The sequence below is a fragment of the Lentzea kentuckyensis genome, from assembly GCF_002150765.1.
In the GTDB taxonomy this organism is placed as follows: Bacteria; Actinomycetota; Actinomycetes; order Mycobacteriales; family Pseudonocardiaceae; genus Lentzea; species Lentzea kentuckyensis.
Genome location: NZ_MUYM01000007.1, coordinates 51,928 through 71,015, shown reverse-complemented (window position 1 = coordinate 71,015; position 19,088 = coordinate 51,928). Strand labels below are relative to the sequence as shown.

At 67.3% G+C, this 19,088-nt stretch carries 16 protein-coding genes; 10 read left to right on the top strand and 6 right to left on the bottom strand.

Translation table 11 applies throughout. The annotated features are described in order from the left end of the window. Positions 1 to 4: 4 nt before the first annotated feature. The 4 genes from clpX to tig all read right to left on the bottom strand — a co-directional run bounded on the left by clpX (position 5) and on the right by tig (position 4,260). Complete coding sequence (clpX, locus tag B0F77_RS05290) at positions 5 to 1,285, bottom strand: ATP-dependent Clp protease ATP-binding subunit ClpX (RefSeq protein WP_086661635.1); 1,281 nt, start codon at positions 1,283 to 1,285, stop codon at positions 5 to 7. Positions 1,286 to 1,528: 243 nt separating this feature from the next. Further along, a complete protein-coding gene (locus tag B0F77_RS05285; protein ID WP_086661641.1) occupies positions 1,529 to 2,143 on the bottom strand; it encodes an ATP-dependent Clp protease proteolytic subunit in 615 nt (204 codons plus the stop codon). 35 nt (positions 2,144 to 2,178) lie between these two features. Beyond that, positions 2,179 to 2,766, bottom strand: coding sequence for an ATP-dependent Clp protease proteolytic subunit (locus tag B0F77_RS05280; RefSeq protein ID WP_086661640.1), 588 nt, complete (start codon positions 2,764 to 2,766; stop codon positions 2,179 to 2,181). A 147-nt stretch (positions 2,767 to 2,913) separates the two neighbouring features. Continuing rightward, entirely contained in the window at positions 2,914 to 4,260 is a 1,347-nt protein-coding gene (gene tig / locus B0F77_RS05275) for a trigger factor (RefSeq protein WP_086661634.1), read from the bottom strand. A gap of 214 nt (positions 4,261 to 4,474) precedes the next feature. On the opposite strand from tig, the gene B0F77_RS05270 reads away from it, so the two are divergent. Then, positions 4,475 to 5,200 (top strand): hypothetical protein, encoded by a 726-nt coding sequence (locus B0F77_RS05270; protein ID WP_086661633.1) that lies wholly within the window; start codon positions 4,475 to 4,477, stop codon positions 5,198 to 5,200. A 293-nt stretch (positions 5,201 to 5,493) separates the two neighbouring features. Beyond that, positions 5,494 to 6,393: a LysR family transcriptional regulator gene (locus B0F77_RS05265; protein ID WP_086661632.1), complete on the top strand. Its 900-nt coding sequence runs from the start codon at positions 5,494 to 5,496 to the stop codon at positions 6,391 to 6,393. Between the two features lie 125 nt (positions 6,394 to 6,518). On the opposite strand, the gene B0F77_RS05260 is transcribed toward B0F77_RS05265, so the two are convergent. Next, complete coding sequence (locus B0F77_RS05260; RefSeq protein ID WP_086661631.1) at positions 6,519 to 7,508, bottom strand: LacI family DNA-binding transcriptional regulator; 990 nt, start codon at positions 7,506 to 7,508, stop codon at positions 6,519 to 6,521. Positions 7,509 to 7,618: 110 nt separating this feature from the next. On the opposite strand from B0F77_RS05260, the gene B0F77_RS05255 reads away from it, so the two are divergent. The 8 genes from B0F77_RS05255 to B0F77_RS47710 all read left to right on the top strand — a co-directional run bounded on the left by B0F77_RS05255 (position 7,619) and on the right by B0F77_RS47710 (position 18,054). Then, on the top strand, positions 7,619 to 8,872 hold the full coding sequence (locus tag B0F77_RS05255) for an ABC transporter substrate-binding protein (protein WP_086661630.1): 1,254 nt from the start codon (positions 7,619 to 7,621) through the stop codon (positions 8,870 to 8,872). Continuing rightward, positions 8,869 to 9,738, top strand: coding sequence for a carbohydrate ABC transporter permease (locus B0F77_RS05250; protein WP_211293668.1), 870 nt, complete (start codon positions 8,869 to 8,871; stop codon positions 9,736 to 9,738). The genes B0F77_RS05255 and B0F77_RS05250 overlap by 4 nt, the downstream gene beginning before the upstream one ends. Further along, positions 9,735 to 10,556, top strand: a complete 822-nt coding sequence (locus tag B0F77_RS05245) for a carbohydrate ABC transporter permease (RefSeq protein ID WP_086661629.1) — start codon at positions 9,735 to 9,737, stop codon at positions 10,554 to 10,556. The genes B0F77_RS05250 and B0F77_RS05245 overlap by 4 nt, the downstream gene beginning before the upstream one ends. A gap of 19 nt (positions 10,557 to 10,575) precedes the next feature. Further along, positions 10,576 to 11,694, top strand: a complete 1,119-nt coding sequence (locus tag B0F77_RS05240) for a glycoside hydrolase 5 family protein (protein ID WP_143466576.1) — start codon at positions 10,576 to 10,578, stop codon at positions 11,692 to 11,694. A gap of 3 nt (positions 11,695 to 11,697) precedes the next feature. Then, positions 11,698 to 14,604 (top strand): alpha-mannosidase, encoded by a 2,907-nt coding sequence (locus B0F77_RS05235; protein WP_086661627.1) that lies wholly within the window; start codon positions 11,698 to 11,700, stop codon positions 14,602 to 14,604. Between the two features lie 122 nt (positions 14,605 to 14,726). Next, the gene (locus B0F77_RS05230) at positions 14,727 to 16,226 is read left to right on the top strand and encodes a PKD domain-containing protein (protein WP_086661626.1); all 1,500 of its coding nucleotides are present in this window, start codon (positions 14,727 to 14,729) and stop codon (positions 16,224 to 16,226) included. 15 nt (positions 16,227 to 16,241) lie between these two features. Continuing rightward, positions 16,242 to 17,705 (top strand): PKD domain-containing protein, encoded by a 1,464-nt coding sequence (locus tag B0F77_RS05225; RefSeq protein WP_245847836.1) that lies wholly within the window; start codon positions 16,242 to 16,244, stop codon positions 17,703 to 17,705. A 172-nt stretch (positions 17,706 to 17,877) separates the two neighbouring features. Then, entirely contained in the window at positions 17,878 to 18,054 is a 177-nt protein-coding gene (locus B0F77_RS47710; protein ID WP_158102606.1) for a hypothetical protein, read from the top strand. 74 nt (positions 18,055 to 18,128) lie between these two features. Here B0F77_RS47710 and B0F77_RS05220 read toward each other — a convergent pair whose 3' ends face one another. Further along, the gene (locus B0F77_RS05220; protein WP_086661624.1) at positions 18,129 to 19,082 is read right to left on the bottom strand and encodes an ABC transporter substrate-binding protein; all 954 of its coding nucleotides are present in this window, start codon (positions 19,080 to 19,082) and stop codon (positions 18,129 to 18,131) included. Between the last annotated feature and the right edge of the window lie 6 nt (positions 19,083 to 19,088).

Genomic DNA, 19,088 nt, shown 5'->3' with positions numbered 1-19,088 from the left:
CACGCTACGCCGACTTCTCCCGCCTCTCCCGGCGCGAGGGCTGCCGGGCCACGATCGTCGGGTTCACGTTCTCCTTCACCGTCTGCTCGGTGATGACGACCTTGGCGACGTCCGTGCGGCTCGGGATGTCGTACATCACCGGGAGCAGGACCTCTTCCATGATCGCGCGCAGACCACGAGCACCCGTTCCGCGCAGGATCGCCTGGTCGGCGACCGCTTCCAGCGCGGTCTTGGTGAACTCGAGCTCGACGCCGTCCATCTCGAAGAGCTTCTGGTACTGCTTGACCAGGGCGTTCTTCGGCTCGGTGAGGATCATCACCAGCGACGGCTTGTCGAGGTTCGTGACGGAGGCGACCATCGGCAGACGCCCGATGAACTCGGGGATCAGACCGAACTTGATCAGGTCCTCCGGCATGGAGTCGGCGAAGAAGTCCGCCGCGTCCACCTCGGCCTTGGAGCGCACCTCGGCACCGAAGCCGAGGCCTCGCTTGCCGACGCGGTCCTGGATGATCTTCTCGAGGCCCGCGAACGCGCCCGCCACGATGAACAGCACGTTCGTCGTGTCGATCTGGATGAACTCCTGGTGCGGGTGCTTGCGGCCGCCCTGCGGGGGCACCGATGCGGTGGTGCCTTCCAGGATCTTGAGCAGTGCCTGCTGAACACCCTCACCGGACACGTCGCGCGTGATCGACGGGTTTTCACTCTTTCGAGCGATCTTGTCGACCTCGTCGATGTAGATGATGCCCGTCTCGGCGCGCTTCACGTCGTAGTCGGCGGCCTGGATGAGCTTCAGGAGGATGTTCTCGACGTCCTCGCCGACGTACCCGGCCTCCGTCAGCGCCGTCGCGTCGGCGATGGCGAACGGCACGTTCAGCATCTTCGCGAGGGTCTGCGCGAGGTAGGTCTTGCCACAGCCCGTCGGGCCGAGCATCAGGATGTTCGATTTCGCCAGCTCGACGCCGTCGTCACGACCCTCGCGCCCGCGGTCGCCCGCCTGAATGCGCTTGTAGTGGTTGTAGACGGCGACGGAGAGGGTGCGCTTGGCATCACTCTGGCCGATGACGTACTGGTCGAGGAACTCGTGGATCTCGGCGGGCTTCGGCAGCTCGTCGAGCTTCACGTCGCCGGCTTCGGCCAGCTCCTCCTCGATGATCTCGTTGCAGAGATCGATGCACTCATCGCAGATGTAGACGCCGGGGCCGGCGATGAGTTTCTTCACCTGCTTCTGGCTCTTTCCGCAGAAAGAGCACTTCAGCAAGTCGCCGCCGTCACCGATACGCGCCATGACCGCTGACCTATGTCCCCTCCGGCGCACACCTGCTGTAGTGCGCCTGCTGACTTGCTGTGGCAGTCCCACTGGCTGTGGGTGCTGAGCCCGTTCTCCTGACGGTACCTGGCCGACCCCGTTTCAGGGGAGGACCAGCGTCCCCTCGACGCGTCGATCAGGCCAGTTAACCGGTCACATCGGCGTGTCGGGTGGGTCCGGAGTGCCCGAGTTCTGGGGTTTCCCAGAACTCGGGACTCATCTTCAGGACTTGGCCGAGAGCTTGCGGTAGGGCAGCACCGTGTCGACGATGCCGTACTCCTTGGCCTCGTCGGCCGTCAGGATCCGGTCGCGCTCGATGCTCTCGCGGACCTCCTCTGCCGTCCGGTTCGTGTGCCGCGCGAGGGTGGACTCCATCAGGCGGCGCACACGCTGGATCTCGTTCGACTGGATCTCCAGGTCGGACACCTGACCGTACGCGCCCTCCATCGAAGGCTGGTGGATCAGGATTCGCGCGTTCGGCAGCGCGTGGCGCTTGCCGGGCGTGCCGGCGGCCAGCAGCACCGCGGCGGCCGAGGCAGCCTGGCCGAGGCAGTACGTCTGGATGTCCGGGCGAACGAACTGCATGGTGTCGTAGATGGCCATCAGCGAGGTGAACGAGCCACCCGGCGAGTTGATGTACATCAGGATGTCGCGGTCCGGGTCCTCGGACTCGAGCACCAGCAGCTGCGCCATGACGTCGTTGGCGGAGGCGTCGTCAACCTGCACGCCGAGGAAGATGATGCGCTCCTCGAACAGCTTGTTGTACGGGTTCGACTCCTTCATGCCATAGCTCGTGCGCTCGACGAACGACGGCAGCACGTACCGCGACTGAGGCATGTGGAACTGGCTCACTTGAGGTCTCCTAGCTGACGTCAGTTGTTCGAGTCGCCGACGGGCTGGGCCCTGGTGACGACCTTGTCGACGAAGCCGTACTCCAGCGCTTCCTGCGCCGTGAACCAGCGGTCGCGGTCGGAGTCGCGGGTGATGGTCTCGAGCGTCTGGCCCGTGTGCTCGGCGATGAGCTCGGCCATCTCGCGCTTGGTGCGGGTGAGCATGTCCGCCTGGATCGCGATGTCCGCGGCCGTACCGCCGACACCCGCCGACGGCTGGTGCATGAGGATGCGGGCGTGCGGGAGCGCGTGGCGCTTGCCAGGCGTGCCCGCGGAGAGCAGGAACTGCCCCATCGAGGCCGCGAGACCCATCGCGTACGTGGCCACGTCCGGCTCGATGAGCTGCATCGTGTCGAAGATGGCCATGCCCGCCGTGACGGAGCCGCCAGGCGAGTTGATGTAGAGGGTGATGTCCTTCTCGGGGTCCTCAGCGGCGAGAAGCAGCAGCTGAGCGGTGATCTGGTTGGCGATGCCCTCTTCGACCTGCGATCCCAGGACGATGATCCGCTCGCGGAGCAGCCGCTCGTACACCGAGTCGTTGAGGTTCATCCCGGCGGTGGCCGACCGCATCTCGGGGGTCGGGAAGGAGTGCTGCGTCACGTCTGCCTGCCTAACTCCAGGTGGAACGAATGCTGGATGCGAAAAACTCTCTGCGATCGACCTTAACGAAGGCGGGCGGCGTCAGATGCCCGACACCGCCCGCGTTCGCTCAGGGCTTTACGCCTCGCCGTCCTCATCGGACTTGGTCTCGCCGAAGAGCTCGTCCAGGTCCAGCTTCTGACCGGCCGTGTCGCTGACCGTGGCCTGGCGCACGACGCTCGCGAGCGCCTTGCCCCGGCGGACGTCGGCGAAGATCGCGCCGAGCTGGCCGGACTGCTGCGCGCGCTTGACGTACTCGTCCGGCGAGATGCCGAAGCGCTGGGCCTGGTAGATGATCCGCTCGGTCAGCTCGCCGTCGGACACCGTGACCTGCTCGGCGTCGGCGATCGAGTCGAGCACCAGCTGCGTCTTGACGGCCTGCTCGGCGGCCTTGCGCAGCTCGGCGTCGAACTCCTCCTCCGACTGGCCCTGCTCCTCGAGCCACGCGGCGAACTTCGCGTCGTCGTGGTCGAAGGCGTGCACGGCGTCGTGCTTCCGGGCGTCGATCTCGCCCTGGACGATGCCTTCGGGCAGCGGGACCTCGGTGGTCTCCAGCAGCGCCTCGAGGACCTTGTCGCGCGCCTGGACGCCCTGCTGCATCTTCTTGACGCGGCTCAGGCGGGTCTTCAGGTCGTCCTTGAGCTCCTCGAGCGTGTCGAACTCGCTCGCGAGCTGCGCGAACTCGTCGTCCAGCTCGGGCAGCTGACGCTCCTTGACGGAGTTCAGCACGACGGACACCTCGGCCTCGCGGCCGCTGTGCTCACCCGCGACGAGCGTGGTGGTGAAGGTCTTGGTCTCGCCCTCGGCGGCGCCGACGAGCGCGTCGTCGATGCCCTCGACGAGCTGGCCGGAGCCGATCTCGTAGGACAGGCCGGCGGTGCGGGCCTCCTCGACCTCTTCGCCGTCGACCGTCGCGGACAGGTCGACACTGACGAAGTCGCCGGTCTCGGCCGGGCGGGAGACGCCGGTCAGGGTGCCGAAGCGGGCGCGGAGCTCGTCGAGCTGGGTGGTCACGTCCTCTTCGGCGACCTCCTGCTCGTCGACGGTCACGGCCAGCTCGCCGAACGCGGGCACGGTGATCTCGGGACGAACGTCGACCTCGGCGGTGAACTCGAGCGTCTCGCCGTCTTCGATCTTGGTGACCTCGAAGTCGGGACGGCCGAGCGTGCGCACCTCACCCGCGTTGACCGCCTCCAGGTACTTGGCCGGGATGGCCTCCTGGATGACCTCGTCCAGGACCGGAGCGCGGCCGATGCGGCTCTCCAGCACCTTGGCGGGGGCCTTGCCCGGGCGGAACCCGGGAATGCGGACCTGCTTCGCGAGCTTCCGGTACGCCTGGTCGAAGTTCGACTTGAGCTCGTCGAACGGCACCTCGACGTTGATCCGGACCCTCGTCGGGCTCAGGTGCTCGACGGTGCTCTTCAACGTGGACTCCTCGTAACGAACAAGAACGTGCAGACAGCCGGTACCGCCTTAGCTGGCGCCCGGATTCCCAGCGAGTCTAGGCGAGACCCGCACTGTGACCGCCGCCACCCCGCTTTGACCCCGTGACAGTCCGCCTCGAGCACCGCTACGGTCGCCTCAGCGGCCGGAAAGGTCCGCTATGGGGGCTTCAAAAACGTGATCCTGGGGGACACGCATGTCCAGCACTTCCGCACGCCTGCTCGCGGTCTGCGCGGCGGCCACCGCACTGCTCACCACGACCTCCCCGGCGGCCGGCGCCGCCACCACGCCGGAGGCCACGGCCGCCGCCTACGTGTTCGTCGACGAGGCGGCCTCGACCTCGGAGTCGCTGATCGCCGAGAACGCCGACCTCACCGCACCACTCCTCGCTTCCGGCTACACCGACGTCCACAAAGCGTGGGACATCCGCCTGTCCGACGAGACCTACAGCCCGAACCTGCCCACGCAACCGTTCGTCGCCAAGGCATCGCACACGGACACCGGGGCCAACGCCGGCACCGCCGGTTTCATCTCGCTGACCGACCGCCATCCCCGCGGCCTCCCGTTCATGGTGCTGAAGCTGGGCAGCCGCAACGTCTCCTGCACGACCGAGGGCCCCGTCTTCACCGGCGGCGGCGGCAGCCCGCAGCTGTGGCGGCGCGGAGAGAACGAGCTGCTGCCGGGAAGCTTCGAGGGCGACAACATCACGAGCGCCATGCCCGTGCACTTCCCGGGCAGCGTCCGAGTCCCCACCACCGTGCGCGTGACCCCCGTCTCGGCCACGAGCGCCCTGGCCGCGTACCCGCCGCTCGCCAAGTACGCCGGCCGCACCAAGGCCGGCGTGATCGGCTACGAGATCAAGCTCGTCCAGCGCGGCGAGGACGTCTACCGAATCCTCGTGGCCGCCGCCGCGTCCTGCTAGCCCTCCACGCCACTCAGCGCCGTCGTCCGTCCAGGGCGACGGCGCCTTTTTGTTCGCCTCGCGAACCACTTAACCGAAAAGAGTCACCCAGCTACGGCCCGTCAAAGGCCCCCGCCTCAATTTCACTCTTTCGGCCGCAACCGCCATTCCCGACCGATCAAGATGACTCCGTTAGCACTAATCTCCACCTCGCGACCGACAGGTAGCGTTACTGCTCCCGCACCATCCGTAACAGGACCACGGGAACGAACGAGAAAAAGTCGTCGCACCGTTTTACCCCGAGGATCCGCCTGATGGAGACACGCCAGCTTCTCGCGTTCACAACCGTGGTTCAGACAGGGAGCTTCACCAAGGCCGCTGCCACGCTCAACTGCTCGCAGCCGACCATCACGACCCGCATCAAGGCACTCGAGGAGGGCCTCGGGGTCGTCCTTTTCCGGCGCCTCCCCCGAGGTATCCAGATGACGTCCGCGGGCGTGGAACTGCTCCCGTTCGCACGAAACATCATCAACCTCACCGAAAAGGCCCGAAAAGCCATAACGATGAACGGCGAGCCCCACGGCAAACTAGTCATCGGCTCCGCACAGAGTTTGACCGACTACCGTCTGCTACCGCTCATCGAATACATGTGCTGGCGCTACCCGTCCGTCCAACTCTCCCTGCACTCGCGCAACACCCTGAACAACCTCGCCTCAGTGCGCGACGGCCAGCTCGACTGCGCCTTCTTCATCGGCGCGATAGAACCCCGCGAGGGCCTGGAAACAACAGTCCTCTGCCCCGAGCCCCTGGTCATGGTCGCGGGCCCCAACCACCCCCTGACCCAACGCCAGTCGCTGACCGAGGACGACCTGACCAGCAGCACCCTGATCCGCGCGGAAAACGGCGCCTCCTACCACGAACTGTTCGAACACTCCCTCGGCTACGACGACACCAGAGCCCCAGTCCTGGAACTGGACTCGGTGGACGCCGCCAAACGCGCCGTAGCCTCCGGCCTGGGCATAGCCCTGATGCCCGAGGTGACCGTCTCCAGCGAACTCGCCGACGGCAGGTTGGTCCGCTTGCCCTGGTCCGCGTCATTCCGCGTCTACACGCAGTTCGGCTGGCGCCAGGACAACTCGACGAACCCGGCGGTGACCGCTCTGGTCTCAGCGGCGGCCCAGGTGGTAAGCGACCAGGTCGCCTCCCTGACCTGACGCCGATGGCGCAGCCGAGCTGCCCTTGCTCTTCGCATGCGGTCCGGGTGGGGTCCCGTCACGAGTCGTGACAGGACCCCACCCGGACCGCACCACATACGCAACAGGCGTGCCCCAACCCCGACCTAAACCCCAGGCGCACCCCCAGTGCTCCCCCGAACCACCAACTCCGGCAACACATCCTCGACGTCGGTAGGCGAAGCCCCCTCCACCACGGCCAACAACGCCCGAGCCGCCCGAGCCCCAAAAGCGAAAGTATCCCGGGACAACGCAGTCAACCGCCCGTGCTGACACAACACCGAGTCATCCCAAGCCACGAGAGACAACTCAGCCGGCACCTCCACCCCAAGACCCGAAGCCACCTCAGCCCCAGCCACCGCCATCACATCGTTGTCATAAACGATCGCGGTAGGCGGCTCAGCCAACCCGAGCAACGACCGAGTAGCAGCCGCCCCAGCCTCAGCCGTGTAGTCCCCAGCCACAATCACACCGTCCACAACGGACGCGAGAAACGCCTGATCCCGCCGAACGGTGTGCAACAACGAGGACAACCCGGCCACCCGGGCGATCCGCCGATGCCCCAACGACTTCAGGTACAACACCACCGAAGTCATCGCCGCGTAGTCATCAGCCCACACCGAGGCCAACGCCCCGTGGTGCCCCGAACCACCCACCACAACAGCCGGCAGCCCGAGCGAAGACATCAACTCGACCCGAGGATCAGCCACCAGCAGATCCACCAGGAACACCCCGTCGACCCGGTGCTCGGCCCACCACCGCTGGTACAGCGCGATCTCAGCCTCACGAGACGAAACCACCTGCAGCAGCAACGCGGAAGACATCTCGGACTGCATCCCGGCGATCAGCTGGAAGAAGAACGCCTCGTCCCCGAGAGCCCGAGGCGGCCGCACCAGCACCAGCCCGACAGCGTCAGCCGAGGCGGAAGACAACGCCCGAGCGGTGACGGACGGCCGGTATCCCAAGGACGAAGCCACGTCCAGAACACGGGCACGAGTCGACTCCGACACCCCGGCCCGGCCGTTCAGGGCGAGTGAGACAGCCCCCTTCGACACCCCGGCCGCTGCCGCGATGTCCTTGATGGTCGGCCTCTTCACTCCACACCCTTCAGCCCGCGCCCTGTCCGGAACGAGACAACAAGACGTCCGGAGGCTAGCCGGAGATAAACCGGTTTAGCTAGGGTCCGCGACCAAGGAGGTGGGTGTCAATGAAGAGGCGCACGTTCCTCGCGGGCCTGGTGGCGGTGCCCGTCGCGGGCTGTGGTCTGTCGAGCAACACCGCAAGCAACTCGTCGGCGTCCGGCCAGGTCACCGGCGAGATCACGTTCCAGACCTGGTCTCTCAAGCCCAAGTACACCGACTACGTCAACGGTGTCATCGACGCGTTCCAGAAGCAGCACCAGGGCACCGCGGTGAAGTGGGTGGACCAGCCCGCGGACGGGTACCTGGCCAAGGTCATGGCCGACGCGAGCGCGGGCAGCCTGCCCGACGTGATCAACGTGCCGCCGGACCTCAGCTTCCCGCTGGCCAAGGCCGGGCAGCTCGTCAACCTCGACGAAAACCTGAAAGACGCCAAGCCCGAGTACCTGGAGAACGCCTGGCAGGCGTTCGAGATCCCCGGCAAGGGCGGCTGCTACGGCTTCCCCTGGTACCTCAACACCGGGCCGGTCTTCTACAACAAGGCGCTCTTCCAGCAGGCCGGGCTCGACCCGAACAAGCCGCCGACGAACTTCAAGGAGCTGGAACAGCAGGCGCTCCAGCTCGCACAGAAGAAGGTCGCGATGCTCGGCCAGACGCCGTCCATCGCCGACTTCGGGCTGTACGGCGTGAAGGTGTTCGAGAACGACAAGTTCACCTTCAACGAGCCCAAGGGCGTCGAGTTCGTCGAGAGCTACCAGCGGATGTACGACGCGGGCGCGCTGATTCCCGAGGCGCTGACGCAGAACTACACCGGCGCCGGCGCGAAGTTCATGGCGCAGCAGACCGCGCTCAGCCCCGGCAGCGCGTACGACCTGGGCAAGTTCAAGACCGACGCGCCCAGCCTGTACGCGAACATCGGCATCACCAAGCCCATCACGAACACCGGCAGCGCCAACATGTTCCTGCACGGCGTGAGCGTGCCGAAGAGCAGCAAGAACCAGGCGACCGCGCTCGCGTTCGGCCGGTTCGTCACCAACGCCGAGAACCAGGTGAAGTTCGCCAAGCTCGCGTCGATCTTCCCCAGCACCAGCAAGGGTGGCGACGACCCGTACTTCACGACCGAGGACGGATCGGACGAGGCACGCGTGCGCGTCGCGGCGGCGAAGCAGCTCCGTACCGCGGTGAACTACACGCCGGTGCAGTTCAGCGACCAGATGCGCGAGGCGCTTCTGCAGCAGCTGGCCGACGCCATGCTCGGCAAGAAGTCGCCGAAGCAGGCCCTGGACGACGCCGTCAACGAGTGCAACAGGCTGCTTAAGTGACCCACCGCCCGTACACGCCGTGGCTGTTCCTGTTGCCAGGACTGGCCGTCAGCCTCCTGTTCGTGATCTTCCCGTTCCTGAACATGATCGTGCTCGCGTTCACCGACGCGAGCGCGCTGGGCGGCGGCCAGTTCACCGGCGTGGACAACTTCGTGCGGATGGCCCAGGACCCGAAGTTCTGGGTCGCCGCCCGCAACAGCCTGCTCTACATGATCGGCGTGGTGCCGCCGCTGGTGCTGTTGCCGCTGCTGGTCGCGATGCTCGCGCAGAAGGTCGTGCCGGGCATCGGGATCTTCCGCACGGCGTTCTTCACGCCGGTGATCGCGTCCGCGGTCGTGGTCGGGCTCATCTGGACGTGGCTGCTGGACAGCCGTGGCCTGGTGAACAACGTCGTGGAGGCGTTGGGCGGCACCAGGATCGGGTTCCTGACCGACTCGACGCTGCTGCTGATCAGCTCGATGGTGGTGACGGTCTGGCGCGGGCTCGGCTACTACATGGTGATCTACCTGGCCGCGCTCGCGAACGTGCCGAAGGACCTGCACGAGGCCGCGATGGTCGACGGCGCGGGGCCGGTCAGGAGGTTCTGGTCGGTCACCGTGCCCGCGCTGCGGCCGACCATGGTGCTCATCGCGGCGCTGAGCGCGGTCAACGGGTTCCGCGTGTTCTCCGAGATCTACCTGCTGTCGGGCGGATCCGGCGGGCCTGGTGGGGCGAGCACCACGATGGTGCTGCTCATCCAGTCGGTCGGCCGCGGCCTCACCGGTGAGGTCGGGTACGCCTCCGCGCTGAGCTTCGTGCTGTTCGTGATCCTGCTGGGCCTGCTGCTGGTCACCCTCAAGCTCAACCGCAGGGAGGAGCAGCTGTGAAACCCGCCCATCTTCAACTGACACTGCGCTACTTCGGGCTTCTGGCCATCCTCGCGATCAGCATCGGCCCGTTCCTGTGGCAGTTCGCGACCAGCATCAAGGGGCCGAACGAGGACGTCTTCGTCCCCGACTTCATCCCGGACGACCCGACGTTCGGCAACTACGCCGCGGTCGCCGACGTCGTGCCGGTCTGGACGTTCGCGCTCAACTCGCTGACCGTGGCGAGCGTCAACGTCATCACGAACTGCCTCGGCGCGGCCATGGCCGGCTACGCGCTGGCCCGGCTCAAGTTCCGGGGCCGCAGGTTCGCCGCGGTGATCTTCGCCAGCAGCATCCTGGTGCCGTTCGAGGCCATCCTCATCTCGCTGTTCCTGGTGATGCGCGGCTTCGGGCTCACCAACACCCTGACCGGCGTCGTGCTGCCCGGCTCGATCGCCGCGCTCAACGTTCTGTTGCTGCGCAACGCCTTCCTCGCGCTCCCCGCCGAAGTCGAGGAAGCCGCGGTCATCGACGGCGCCAACGCGTGGCAGCGGTTCACCCGCCTCGCGCTGCCGTCGGTGAAGGGCACGCTGGTCGTGGTGGCGCTGTTCTCGTTCATGTTCAGCTGGGACGACTTCCTCTGGCCGCTCGTGGTGCTGAGCGACCAGGAGAAGTACACGCTCACCATCGGTCTGGCGTACCTCCAGGGCACGTTCGTGCAGAACCAGCGACTGGTGGCGGCGGGCACGATCATCGCCGTCCTCCCGCTGATCCTGCTGTTCCTGTTGCTGCAGAAGCACTTCTTCCGCGGAGTGGGAGAAGGCGCGATCAAGGGATGAATCCCCGAGGAGATCGATCTTGCGTTTCGGCGTGAACTACACCCCGTCGACCGGCTGGTTCCACCACTGGCTCGACTTCTCCCTCGACGACGTCAAAGCCGACTTCGAGTCCATCGCCGCTCTCGGCCTCGACCACGTGCGGGTCTTCCCGCTGTGGCCGGTGTTCCAGCCCAACCGCGGGCTGGTTCGCCCGAAGGCCGTCGAGCAGCTCGCCCTGATGCTCGACGCCGCCCGCGAGACCGGCCTGGACGTGCAGGTCGACGTGCTGCAGGGCCACCTGTCGAGCTTCGACTTCTACCCGTCGTGGGTGCAGACCTGGCACCGGCGCAACATCTTCACCGACCCCGACGTCATCAGCGGACAGCGGTTCTACGTGCGCACCCTCGCCGAGGCGCTGAAGGACAAGCCCAACTTCCTCGGCTTCACCCTGGGCAACGAGGTCAACCTGCTCACCGAGTCGAACCCGTGCACGCCGGAACAGGCCGCGGCGTGGATCGAGACGCTGCTCGCCGAGTGCGACAGCGCCGCGCCGGGCTTCCCGCACGTGCACTCCGAGTACGACGCCGTCTGGTACGAGAGCGAGCACTCGTTCCTGCCCGCGCACGCGGCCAACCTGGGCGCGATGACGACCGTGCACTCGTGGGTCTTCAACGGCACGGCGCAGCGCTACGGCCCGCTCTCCCCCGAGAGCGTCCACCACGCCGAGTACCTGATCGAACTGGCCAAGGCGCACGCGAAGGACCCCCAGCGGCCGGTGTGGCTGCAGGAGGTCGGCGCGGCCCAGCCCGAGATCAGCGCGGACCAGGCGCCCGAGTTCGCCGAACAAACGCTTGCGAACGCACTGACCTGCGCCAACCTGTGGGGCATCACGTGGTGGTGCTCGCACGACGTCGACCGTGCGTTGGTGGACTTCCCCGAACGCGAGTACGAGTTGGGGCTGTTGACGACGGAACGCAAGGTCAAGCCGCTCGGCGAGGCGATCGCCCGGATCGTGCGGGAGGCGGAGCACGTACCGGCCGAACGCACGCCGATCAGGCTGCACGGCGCCCGGCCCTCGTGGGGGCCGGGCGGAGCTTTCTTCGAAGAGTGGATGACCCTCGCACGCTCCGGCGTGCGGGCCTCGATCGAGCTGGGGTGACACGTGCACGACGAACGCGCGCTGCTGGAAGAACGACTCAACCGCACGCTGAAGGAACGCATCCGCCCGGCGATCTACGGCGAGACCTCGCCGCTGGAACTGGCCGTGTGGAACGTCCCTGACGAGCCCGTCCCGGTCGCCGAGGCGCTGCGGGCCACCTACGCGCCAGCGAGCGTCGGCGACGCCTGGGGTGCACCCTGGAGCACGAGCTGGTTCCGGCTGACCGGACAAGTTCCCAAGGCGTGGCAGGGCAAGCAGATCGAGGTGGTGCTCGACCTCGGCTTCACCCACCCCGGCCCCGGCTTCCAGTCCGAGGGCCTCGCCTACAACGCGCAGGGCGAGCCCATCAAGGGCATCGAGCCGCGCAACACCTACCTGCCGGTCGACGGTGACGAGGTCCTCTTCTACCTCGAAGCCGCGGGCAACCCGACGATCCTCGACTTCCACCCGTTCCTGCCGACCCAGCTGGGCGACAAGGAAACGGCGGGCACCGAGCCGCTGTACCGGATCCTCAAGGCCGAGCTCGCGGTGTTCCAGCCGCAGGTCTGGCACCTGATGCTCGACATCGAGGTGCTGCAGTCGCTCATGAGGGAACTGCCGGACCACGACCCGCGCCGGCACAAGATCCTGCACGCGCTGGACCGGGCGATGGACGCGCTGGACCTGAACGAGGTCGCCGCCACCGCCGACCTGGCCCGCACCGAGCTCGAACACGTGCTGTCGTTGCCCGCCAACGCTTCCGCACACAAGGTGTCCGCGATCGGACACGCGCACATCGACTCCGCCTGGCTGTGGCCGCTGCGCGAGACCGTCCGCAAATGTGCGCGCACCTTCTCCAACGTGACCAAGCTGATGGACGAGTACCCAGATTTCTACTTCGCGTGCTCGCAGGCCCAGCAGTACGCGTGGATGAAGGAGCACCACCCGCACGTGTGGGACCGGGTCCGCGAGAAGGTCCGGAGTGGACAGTTCGTGCCGGTCGGCGGCATGTGGGTCGAGTCGGACACGAACATGCCCGGCGGCGAGGCGATGGCCCGCCAGCTCGTGCACGGCAAGCGTTTCTTCCTGGACAACTTCGGCGTGGAGACCGAGGAGGTCTGGCTGCCGGACTCGTTCGGCTACAGCGCCGCGCTCCCCCAGCTGATCAAGCTGAGCGGGTCGCGCTGGTTCCTCACCCAGAAGCTGTCGTGGAACCAGATCAACAAGTTCCCGCACCACACCTTCTGGTGGGAGGGCATCGACGGCACGCGGATCTTCACGCACTTCCCGCCGGTCGACACCTACAACTCCTCGCTGTCCGGCGAGGAGCTCGCCCGTGCGTCCCGCCAGTTCGCCGAGCACGCCAAGGCGTCCCGGTCACTGGTGCCGTTCGGCTACGGCGACGGCGGTGGCGGCCCCACCCGCGAGATGATGGAGACCGCGCACCGCGTCGCGAACCTCGAAGGCTCGCCGACGGTCAAGGTCGAGCCGCCGCGCGAGTTCTTCCAGGCGGCGCAGGACGAGTACCCGGACGCGCCGGTGTGGGCGGGCGAGCTGTACCTGGAGAAGCACCGCGCCACCTACACCACGCAGGCCAAGACCAAGCAGGGCAACCGGCGCAGCGAACACCTGTTGCGCGAGGCCGAGCACTGGACCACCGCGGCCGCGCTCGGGGGCCACGACTACCCGTACGAAGAGCTGGACCGGCTGTGGAAGACCGTGCTGCTGCACCAGTTCCACGACATCCTGCCGGGCAGCTCGATCGCCTGGGTCCACCGCGAGGCCGAGGCCACCTACGCCCGCGTGGCCGCCGAGCTGAGGGCGCTGACCACCAAGGCCATCGACGCGATCAAGGGTGAGGGTGACGACGAGCTGACGTTCGACGTGCTCGGCGGCGACGCGCCGAAACCGTTCGTGGCGCCGGAGAACGGCGTCCTGGACAACGGCCGGCTCCGCGTCACGATCGACGCCGACGGCATCGTGTTGTCCGTCTTCGACCTGGAGGAGGACCGCGAGGTCCTGCCGCCACACGGGTTCGCCGGCATGCCGCAGCTGCACCGCGACAACCCGAACCAGTGGGACGCCTGGGACATCGACCCGTTCTACCGCAACTGGAAGGCCGACCTGATCCCGTCCGAACGCGTCGACGCCGCGGACGGCGTCGTGGTCCGGGCTGAGTTCGGCAACTCGGTGCTCACCCAGACCATCCGGCTGCGCGAGGGCGCCAAACAGGTCGACTTCGAGACCGAGGTCGACTGGCAGGAACGGGAGAAGCTGCTCAAGATCGCGTTCCCGCTCGATCTGCGCGCGGAGGTCTCGACCGCGGAAACCCAGTTCGGCCATCTGCACCGCCCGGTGCACACCAACACGTCCTGGGAAGCGGCGAAGTTCGAGATCTGCGCCCACCGCTTCCTGCACGTCGGCGAACCGGGCTACGGCGTCGCGGTGGTCAACGACTCGACCTACGGCCACGAGGTCACCCGCACCACCCGCGAGGACGGCGGAACCACCACGACCGTGCGCCTGTCCCTGCTGCGCGCGCCGAGGTTCCCCGACCCGGAGACGGACCAGGGCGAGCACCACTTCCGCTACGCGCTGGTCGTCGGCGGCCTGCCGGAGGCCATCGACGCCGGCTACCGCATCAACCTGCCGCCGCAGTCGGCCCGCGGCTCGCAGGCGCCAGAACCTTTGGTGCGCACGGACAACCCGGCGGTCCGGGTCGAGGCCGTGAAGCTGGCCGACGACCGGTCGGGCGATGTCGTCGTCCGTCTCTACGAGGCGCACGGCGGTCGTGCACGTGCTTCTATCAGCACTTCCTTCACCTACCAGGGCGTCCAGGAGACCGATCTGCTCGAACGGCCGCTGGGTGACGTGCCGGCCGAGGTGGTGCTGCGCCCCTTCCAGGTGATCACCCTGCGATTCACGAGGTAGCGACTGAGCCGAACGGAGCAATTCGGGGCGGGGTGGGCAACCAACACCCCGCCTCGCCGCGTTAGGAGGCGGGTGCCCTCGCAGGTGTTGGTGAGGGCAAGTGAAGAGGGGGACGTTTTCGCATGCCTTCATGGAGATCGATCGCGGTGGTCACCGCGATCGCACTGGGGTTGATCACGCCGGGTGTCGCGCACGCGGCGCCGCCGTCGAACGACGACTTCGACGCGTCGGCGGCCATCACCACGTTGCCGTTCACCGCACAGCTGGACCGGTCCGAGGCCACCAGGGCCCTCGACGACCCTCTCAACTGCAACAGCTGGGCCCCCGAGGGATCGGTGTGGTTCCACCACACGGCGACCGAGGACGGCTTCCTCCGCGTCGGCACCGCCGGCAGCGACCTGGACGTGAGGACGTCGGCGTTCACCGGCGACCGCGGTGACCTGCGGCCGGTGCAGTCCGGGTGCAGCGGCGGGCCGAACAGCCCGATGACGATCCGCGTGACCGCCGGGCAGACCTACCACTTCATGGTCACCGACGGGTACGACGGCCGTGGCGCGGCGACGAACCTCTCGGTGCAGCGCCTGGCACCGCTGCCCAACGACGACTTCGCCAACGCGCAGCCGCTGACGTCGCTGCCGTCGAGTACGCCGTCACCCGACTTCTCGACCGCGACGTTCCAGCTTGACGAGCCGTCCTCCACGCCATGCCGCACGACCGAGGGCGCACGTTCGGTCTGGTACTCCTACACGCCGTCCGTGACGCAGTCCGTCGTCGCCAGAGTGCGGGTCAACGGAGGCAGTGGCCCGACGCTCGCCGTCTACGAGGGCGCGTCACTGCCGGAGCTGCGGTCGCTCGGCTGCACCGAGTCGTCGTACCGCGGTGGCAAGCCGTTCCGGCTCGTCGCCGGCACGACCTACCACCTGCAGCTGCAGGTGTGGACCTCGACGGTCGAACCGTCCACTTTGGAGCTGGAGGCGGCTCTCCCGCTGACGACCGACGTGTCCTCCGGTTCGTCCGGCGAGCGGTCGATCTTCAACGACATCAACTTCTCGCTCTACCACCAGAACAACTACGACCAGCCGGTCTCGACGGAGTGGGACTTCGGTGACGGCACGGTCCTGCCGGCGAGCACCGACACGTCCAAGACCCACCGCTACTCCGCCGACGGCAACTACACCGTGACGGTGCGCGCGAGCACCCAGGACGGCCGCACGACGACCGACACCACCACCGTGGTCGTGAAGACGCACGACGTCGGCATCGCCAAGTTCGCCGTGCCCGCCTCTGCCACGGCCGGGCAGCAGAAGCCGATCTCGGTGCAGGTGTCGAACACGCGGTACCTGGAGAAGAACGTCACGGTGACGCTCTACCGGTACGGCGACTTCGGCTGGGTGGAGGTCGGTCAGCAGAAGCTCGACGTGCCGGCGCACCCGACCCGCAAGGTCACCTTCCCGTTCGCGTACACGTTCACGCCCGAGGACGCCGTGCGGGGCAAGGCGACGTTCCGCGCTGTCGTCTCGGTGCCGTACCCGACGTTCGACGCGCTGCCGCTGGACAACGAGGCGATCTCCACCGCCACGACCGTCCGGCCCGCGGCCACCGTCCACGCCGTCGCGAACTGAGCTGGGGGAACCATGTTGAGACGCACACGTTTGTCCGCACTGGCGTTCGTCACCGCGGCCCTCGCCGCGCTGGCACCGGCCGTCGCGCACGCCGCACCGGCCGCCGACGACTTCGACTCGGCCACCGAGATCACCTCGCTGCCGCTGACCACGACGACCACCACCAGCGGTTCCACCAAGGCCGACGACGACCCGAACCCGTGCAACTTCTGGGGTCAGGGCTCGGTGTGGCTGAAGTACACGGCCACAAGCGACAAACTGCTGCGGGCGACCGCGCGCAAGAGCTCGTGGGGCACGATGCTGGCCGTCTACACAGGACAGCGTGGCGCACTGGCCCTGGAACCGGCCGGGTGCGTCGTGAACGACAGCTACACCGTGCACGCCAAGGCCGGCACCACGTACTACTTCATGCTGGTCGAGTACAGCGCCGACTACGGAGGTGACATCTCGTTCGCCCTGCGCGACGGCACTGCGGAGGCGAACGACAACCAGGCGTCGGCCACGACGACGACCGTGCCCAGCGACCACCAGGGCGACCTGTCCCTCGCCACCGCCGAACCCGGCGAGGTGCCGTCGAGCTGCGACGCCACCGCGGTGCGCTCGGTCTGGTACCGGTACACGCCCACCAGCGCGCGCTACGTCCAGGTGACGTCGTCGCAGGCGATCAGCGTTCACCGCGCGACCGATCTGTCCGAAGTGGACTGCGTGAAGGCCGGTGAGGGCACCTACGGCGGCGCGGTGTTCAACGCCGCGGCGAACCAGACCTACCTGGTCAGGCTGGCCGCCGCACCGGAGCGCGCGGGCAGGTTCACGGTGGCCCTGCGGACCGCACCGCCGATCTCGCCCTACCTGTCCACGTGGCCCGGTACCCCGAACGTGGTGACCGACACCACCCTCGGCGCCTCGGCCGGTGACCCGATCAGCCAGCCGGTCGCGACGGGCACCATCGATCTCGGTGACGGCACGGTCATCCCGGTCACGGGCGGGAACGTGACGCACCGGTTCACCAAGGACGGCGATTACCGCGTCACGACCACGGTCACGACCACTGACGGCCGCACCGGCAGCACCGTGCGGACGTTGAAGGTCGAGACGCACGACGTCTCGGTCGCCGCCCTGACCGTGCCGGCCTCGGCGCGCGCCGGCCAGACCAAGCAGATCAAGGCGTCGATCGCCAACATCCGCAGGGACGACAACGTCCTGGTCACCCTCTACCGGTCCGGCCCTGGCGGTGCGGGCGAACGGGAGATCGGCCGCCTCACCCAGCTGGTCGTGGCCTCGCCGGACGGCAGGACCGAGTTCCCGTTCGCCTACACCTACTCGCCGGAGGACGCGGTCGCGGGCCAGGTCCAGTTCCGGGTCCGGGCCGAGGTGCTCGGCTACGGCTGGGCGGCCGACGACAAGCGCGACGACAACGAGGCCCGTGCCACCACGGCGTCGGTGAAGCCCGCCGCCGCGGGCAGCTCCCGGGCCGACTGAGCGAAGCGCGTCCCATGGCCCCTTACGAGCACCGCGGGCTTCGTCCGATCCAGCCGGCGGACCGCGGCGTAAGGGGTCGCACGGCGTTCCCTTAGGTGATCGTCCGATGCAGGAGGCCACCCCTCAGGAGCAATCTCACTCTCGTCAGCGAACGAACTGAGGAGTGAGTCAGATGGAGTGGACGCCCGAAGCGATCAAGGCGGAGATGGACTACCGGCAGGCGGCGCTGCGCGAGGACGCCCGTCGTGTCCAGGAGTTCTACCGCAACGGCGGGAAGCCACGTTCGTGGTGGCACCGCATGACGCACCGCCACGAGCCTGAGGTGCCCAACGGCCAACAGGCTGCGTAATGCCGGGGGTAGCCGTGAGGGGTGGTTCCGCTCGTCCTGGAACCACCCCTCACGGCTGTTGCGCTAGTGCGGCGCTAGGCCTTAGCGGTCCACGCCTTGACCTTGTCGGCGTTGGCGTCGACCCACTTCTTGGCCGCGTCCTCGGGCTTCATCTTGTCCTCGGCGATGTACTTCGCCACGGTGTTCTGGTCCTCGTTGGTCCACTTGAAGTTCTTGACCAGCTGGAAGGCCGGACCGTTCGCGTCGGCGAACTTCTTGGACACGATCTTGTCGAGGTCGTAGTCCGGGTAGTCGCAGGCGACCTTCTCGGCGTCGGCGTCACAGCCCGCCTTGTACTCGGGCAGCTTCACCTTCTCCAGCTTGACCTCGTTGAGCAGCCACTGCGGCGAGTAGAAGTAGCCGATGACCCACTTCTTGTCCTTCTCCGCCTGGCGGAAGGCCTGGATCAACGCGGTCTCGCTGCCGCCGTAGACGACCTTGTAGTTGAGGCTCAGGTTCTTCACCAGAGCCTCGTCGTTCGTCACGAACGACGGGTCGCCGTCGAGCAGCTGGCCCTTGTCGCCGGACTCGGACGTCTTGAACTGGTCGGCGTACTTGTTGAGGTTGTTCCAGTCGAGGATGTCGGGGTGCTCCTTGGCGAGCCACGGCGGCACGTACCAGCCGATCTGGCCCTTCACCCCGGTCGACCCCGCGCTGACGGCGGTCTTCTGCTCGTCGATGTACTTCTTGCGCAGGTCGTCGTGACCCCAGTTCTCGACCACGGCGTCTACCTCACCGGTGCCGAAGCCCTGCCAGGCCACCTCTTCCTTGAGCTCCTTCTTGGTGACCTTGCACTTGAGCTCCTTCTCGGCCACGTACGCGAGCACAGCCGCGTTCGCCTCGTAGCCGACCCACGGGTTGACCGCGAGGTTGAACGTGCCGCAGTCGCCGGTCGCGCCCGAGGAGGAGTCACCGACCTTGGCGCCACTGCAACCAGAAAGCGCGAGTGCCCCTACGAGCACCGCTCCCAGCACGTTGTGCCTAGCCACTTTCCA

Bases quoted from the DNA above. Each gene is read 5' to 3' on its own strand.
- clpX (WP_086661635.1), bottom strand. From the start codon at position 1,285: ATGGCGCGTATCGGTGACGGCGGCGACTTGCTGAAGTGCTCTTTCTGC.
- B0F77_RS05285 (WP_086661641.1), bottom strand. From the start codon at position 2,143: ATGCCTCAGTCGCGGTACGTGCTGCCGTCGTTCGTCGAGCGCACGAGC.
- B0F77_RS05280 (WP_086661640.1), bottom strand. From the start codon at position 2,766: ATGCGGTCGGCCACCGCCGGGATGAACCTCAACGACTCGGTGTACGAG.
- B0F77_RS05270 (WP_086661633.1), top strand. From the start codon at position 4,475: ATGTCCAGCACTTCCGCACGCCTGCTCGCGGTCTGCGCGGCGGCCACC.
- B0F77_RS05265 (WP_086661632.1), top strand. From the start codon at position 5,494: ATGGAGACACGCCAGCTTCTCGCGTTCACAACCGTGGTTCAGACAGGG.
- B0F77_RS05255 (WP_086661630.1), top strand. From the start codon at position 7,619: ATGAAGAGGCGCACGTTCCTCGCGGGCCTGGTGGCGGTGCCCGTCGCG.
- B0F77_RS05230 (WP_086661626.1), top strand. From the start codon at position 14,727: ATGCCTTCATGGAGATCGATCGCGGTGGTCACCGCGATCGCACTGGGG.
- B0F77_RS47710 (WP_158102606.1), top strand. From the start codon at position 17,878: ATGGAGTGGACGCCCGAAGCGATCAAGGCGGAGATGGACTACCGGCAG.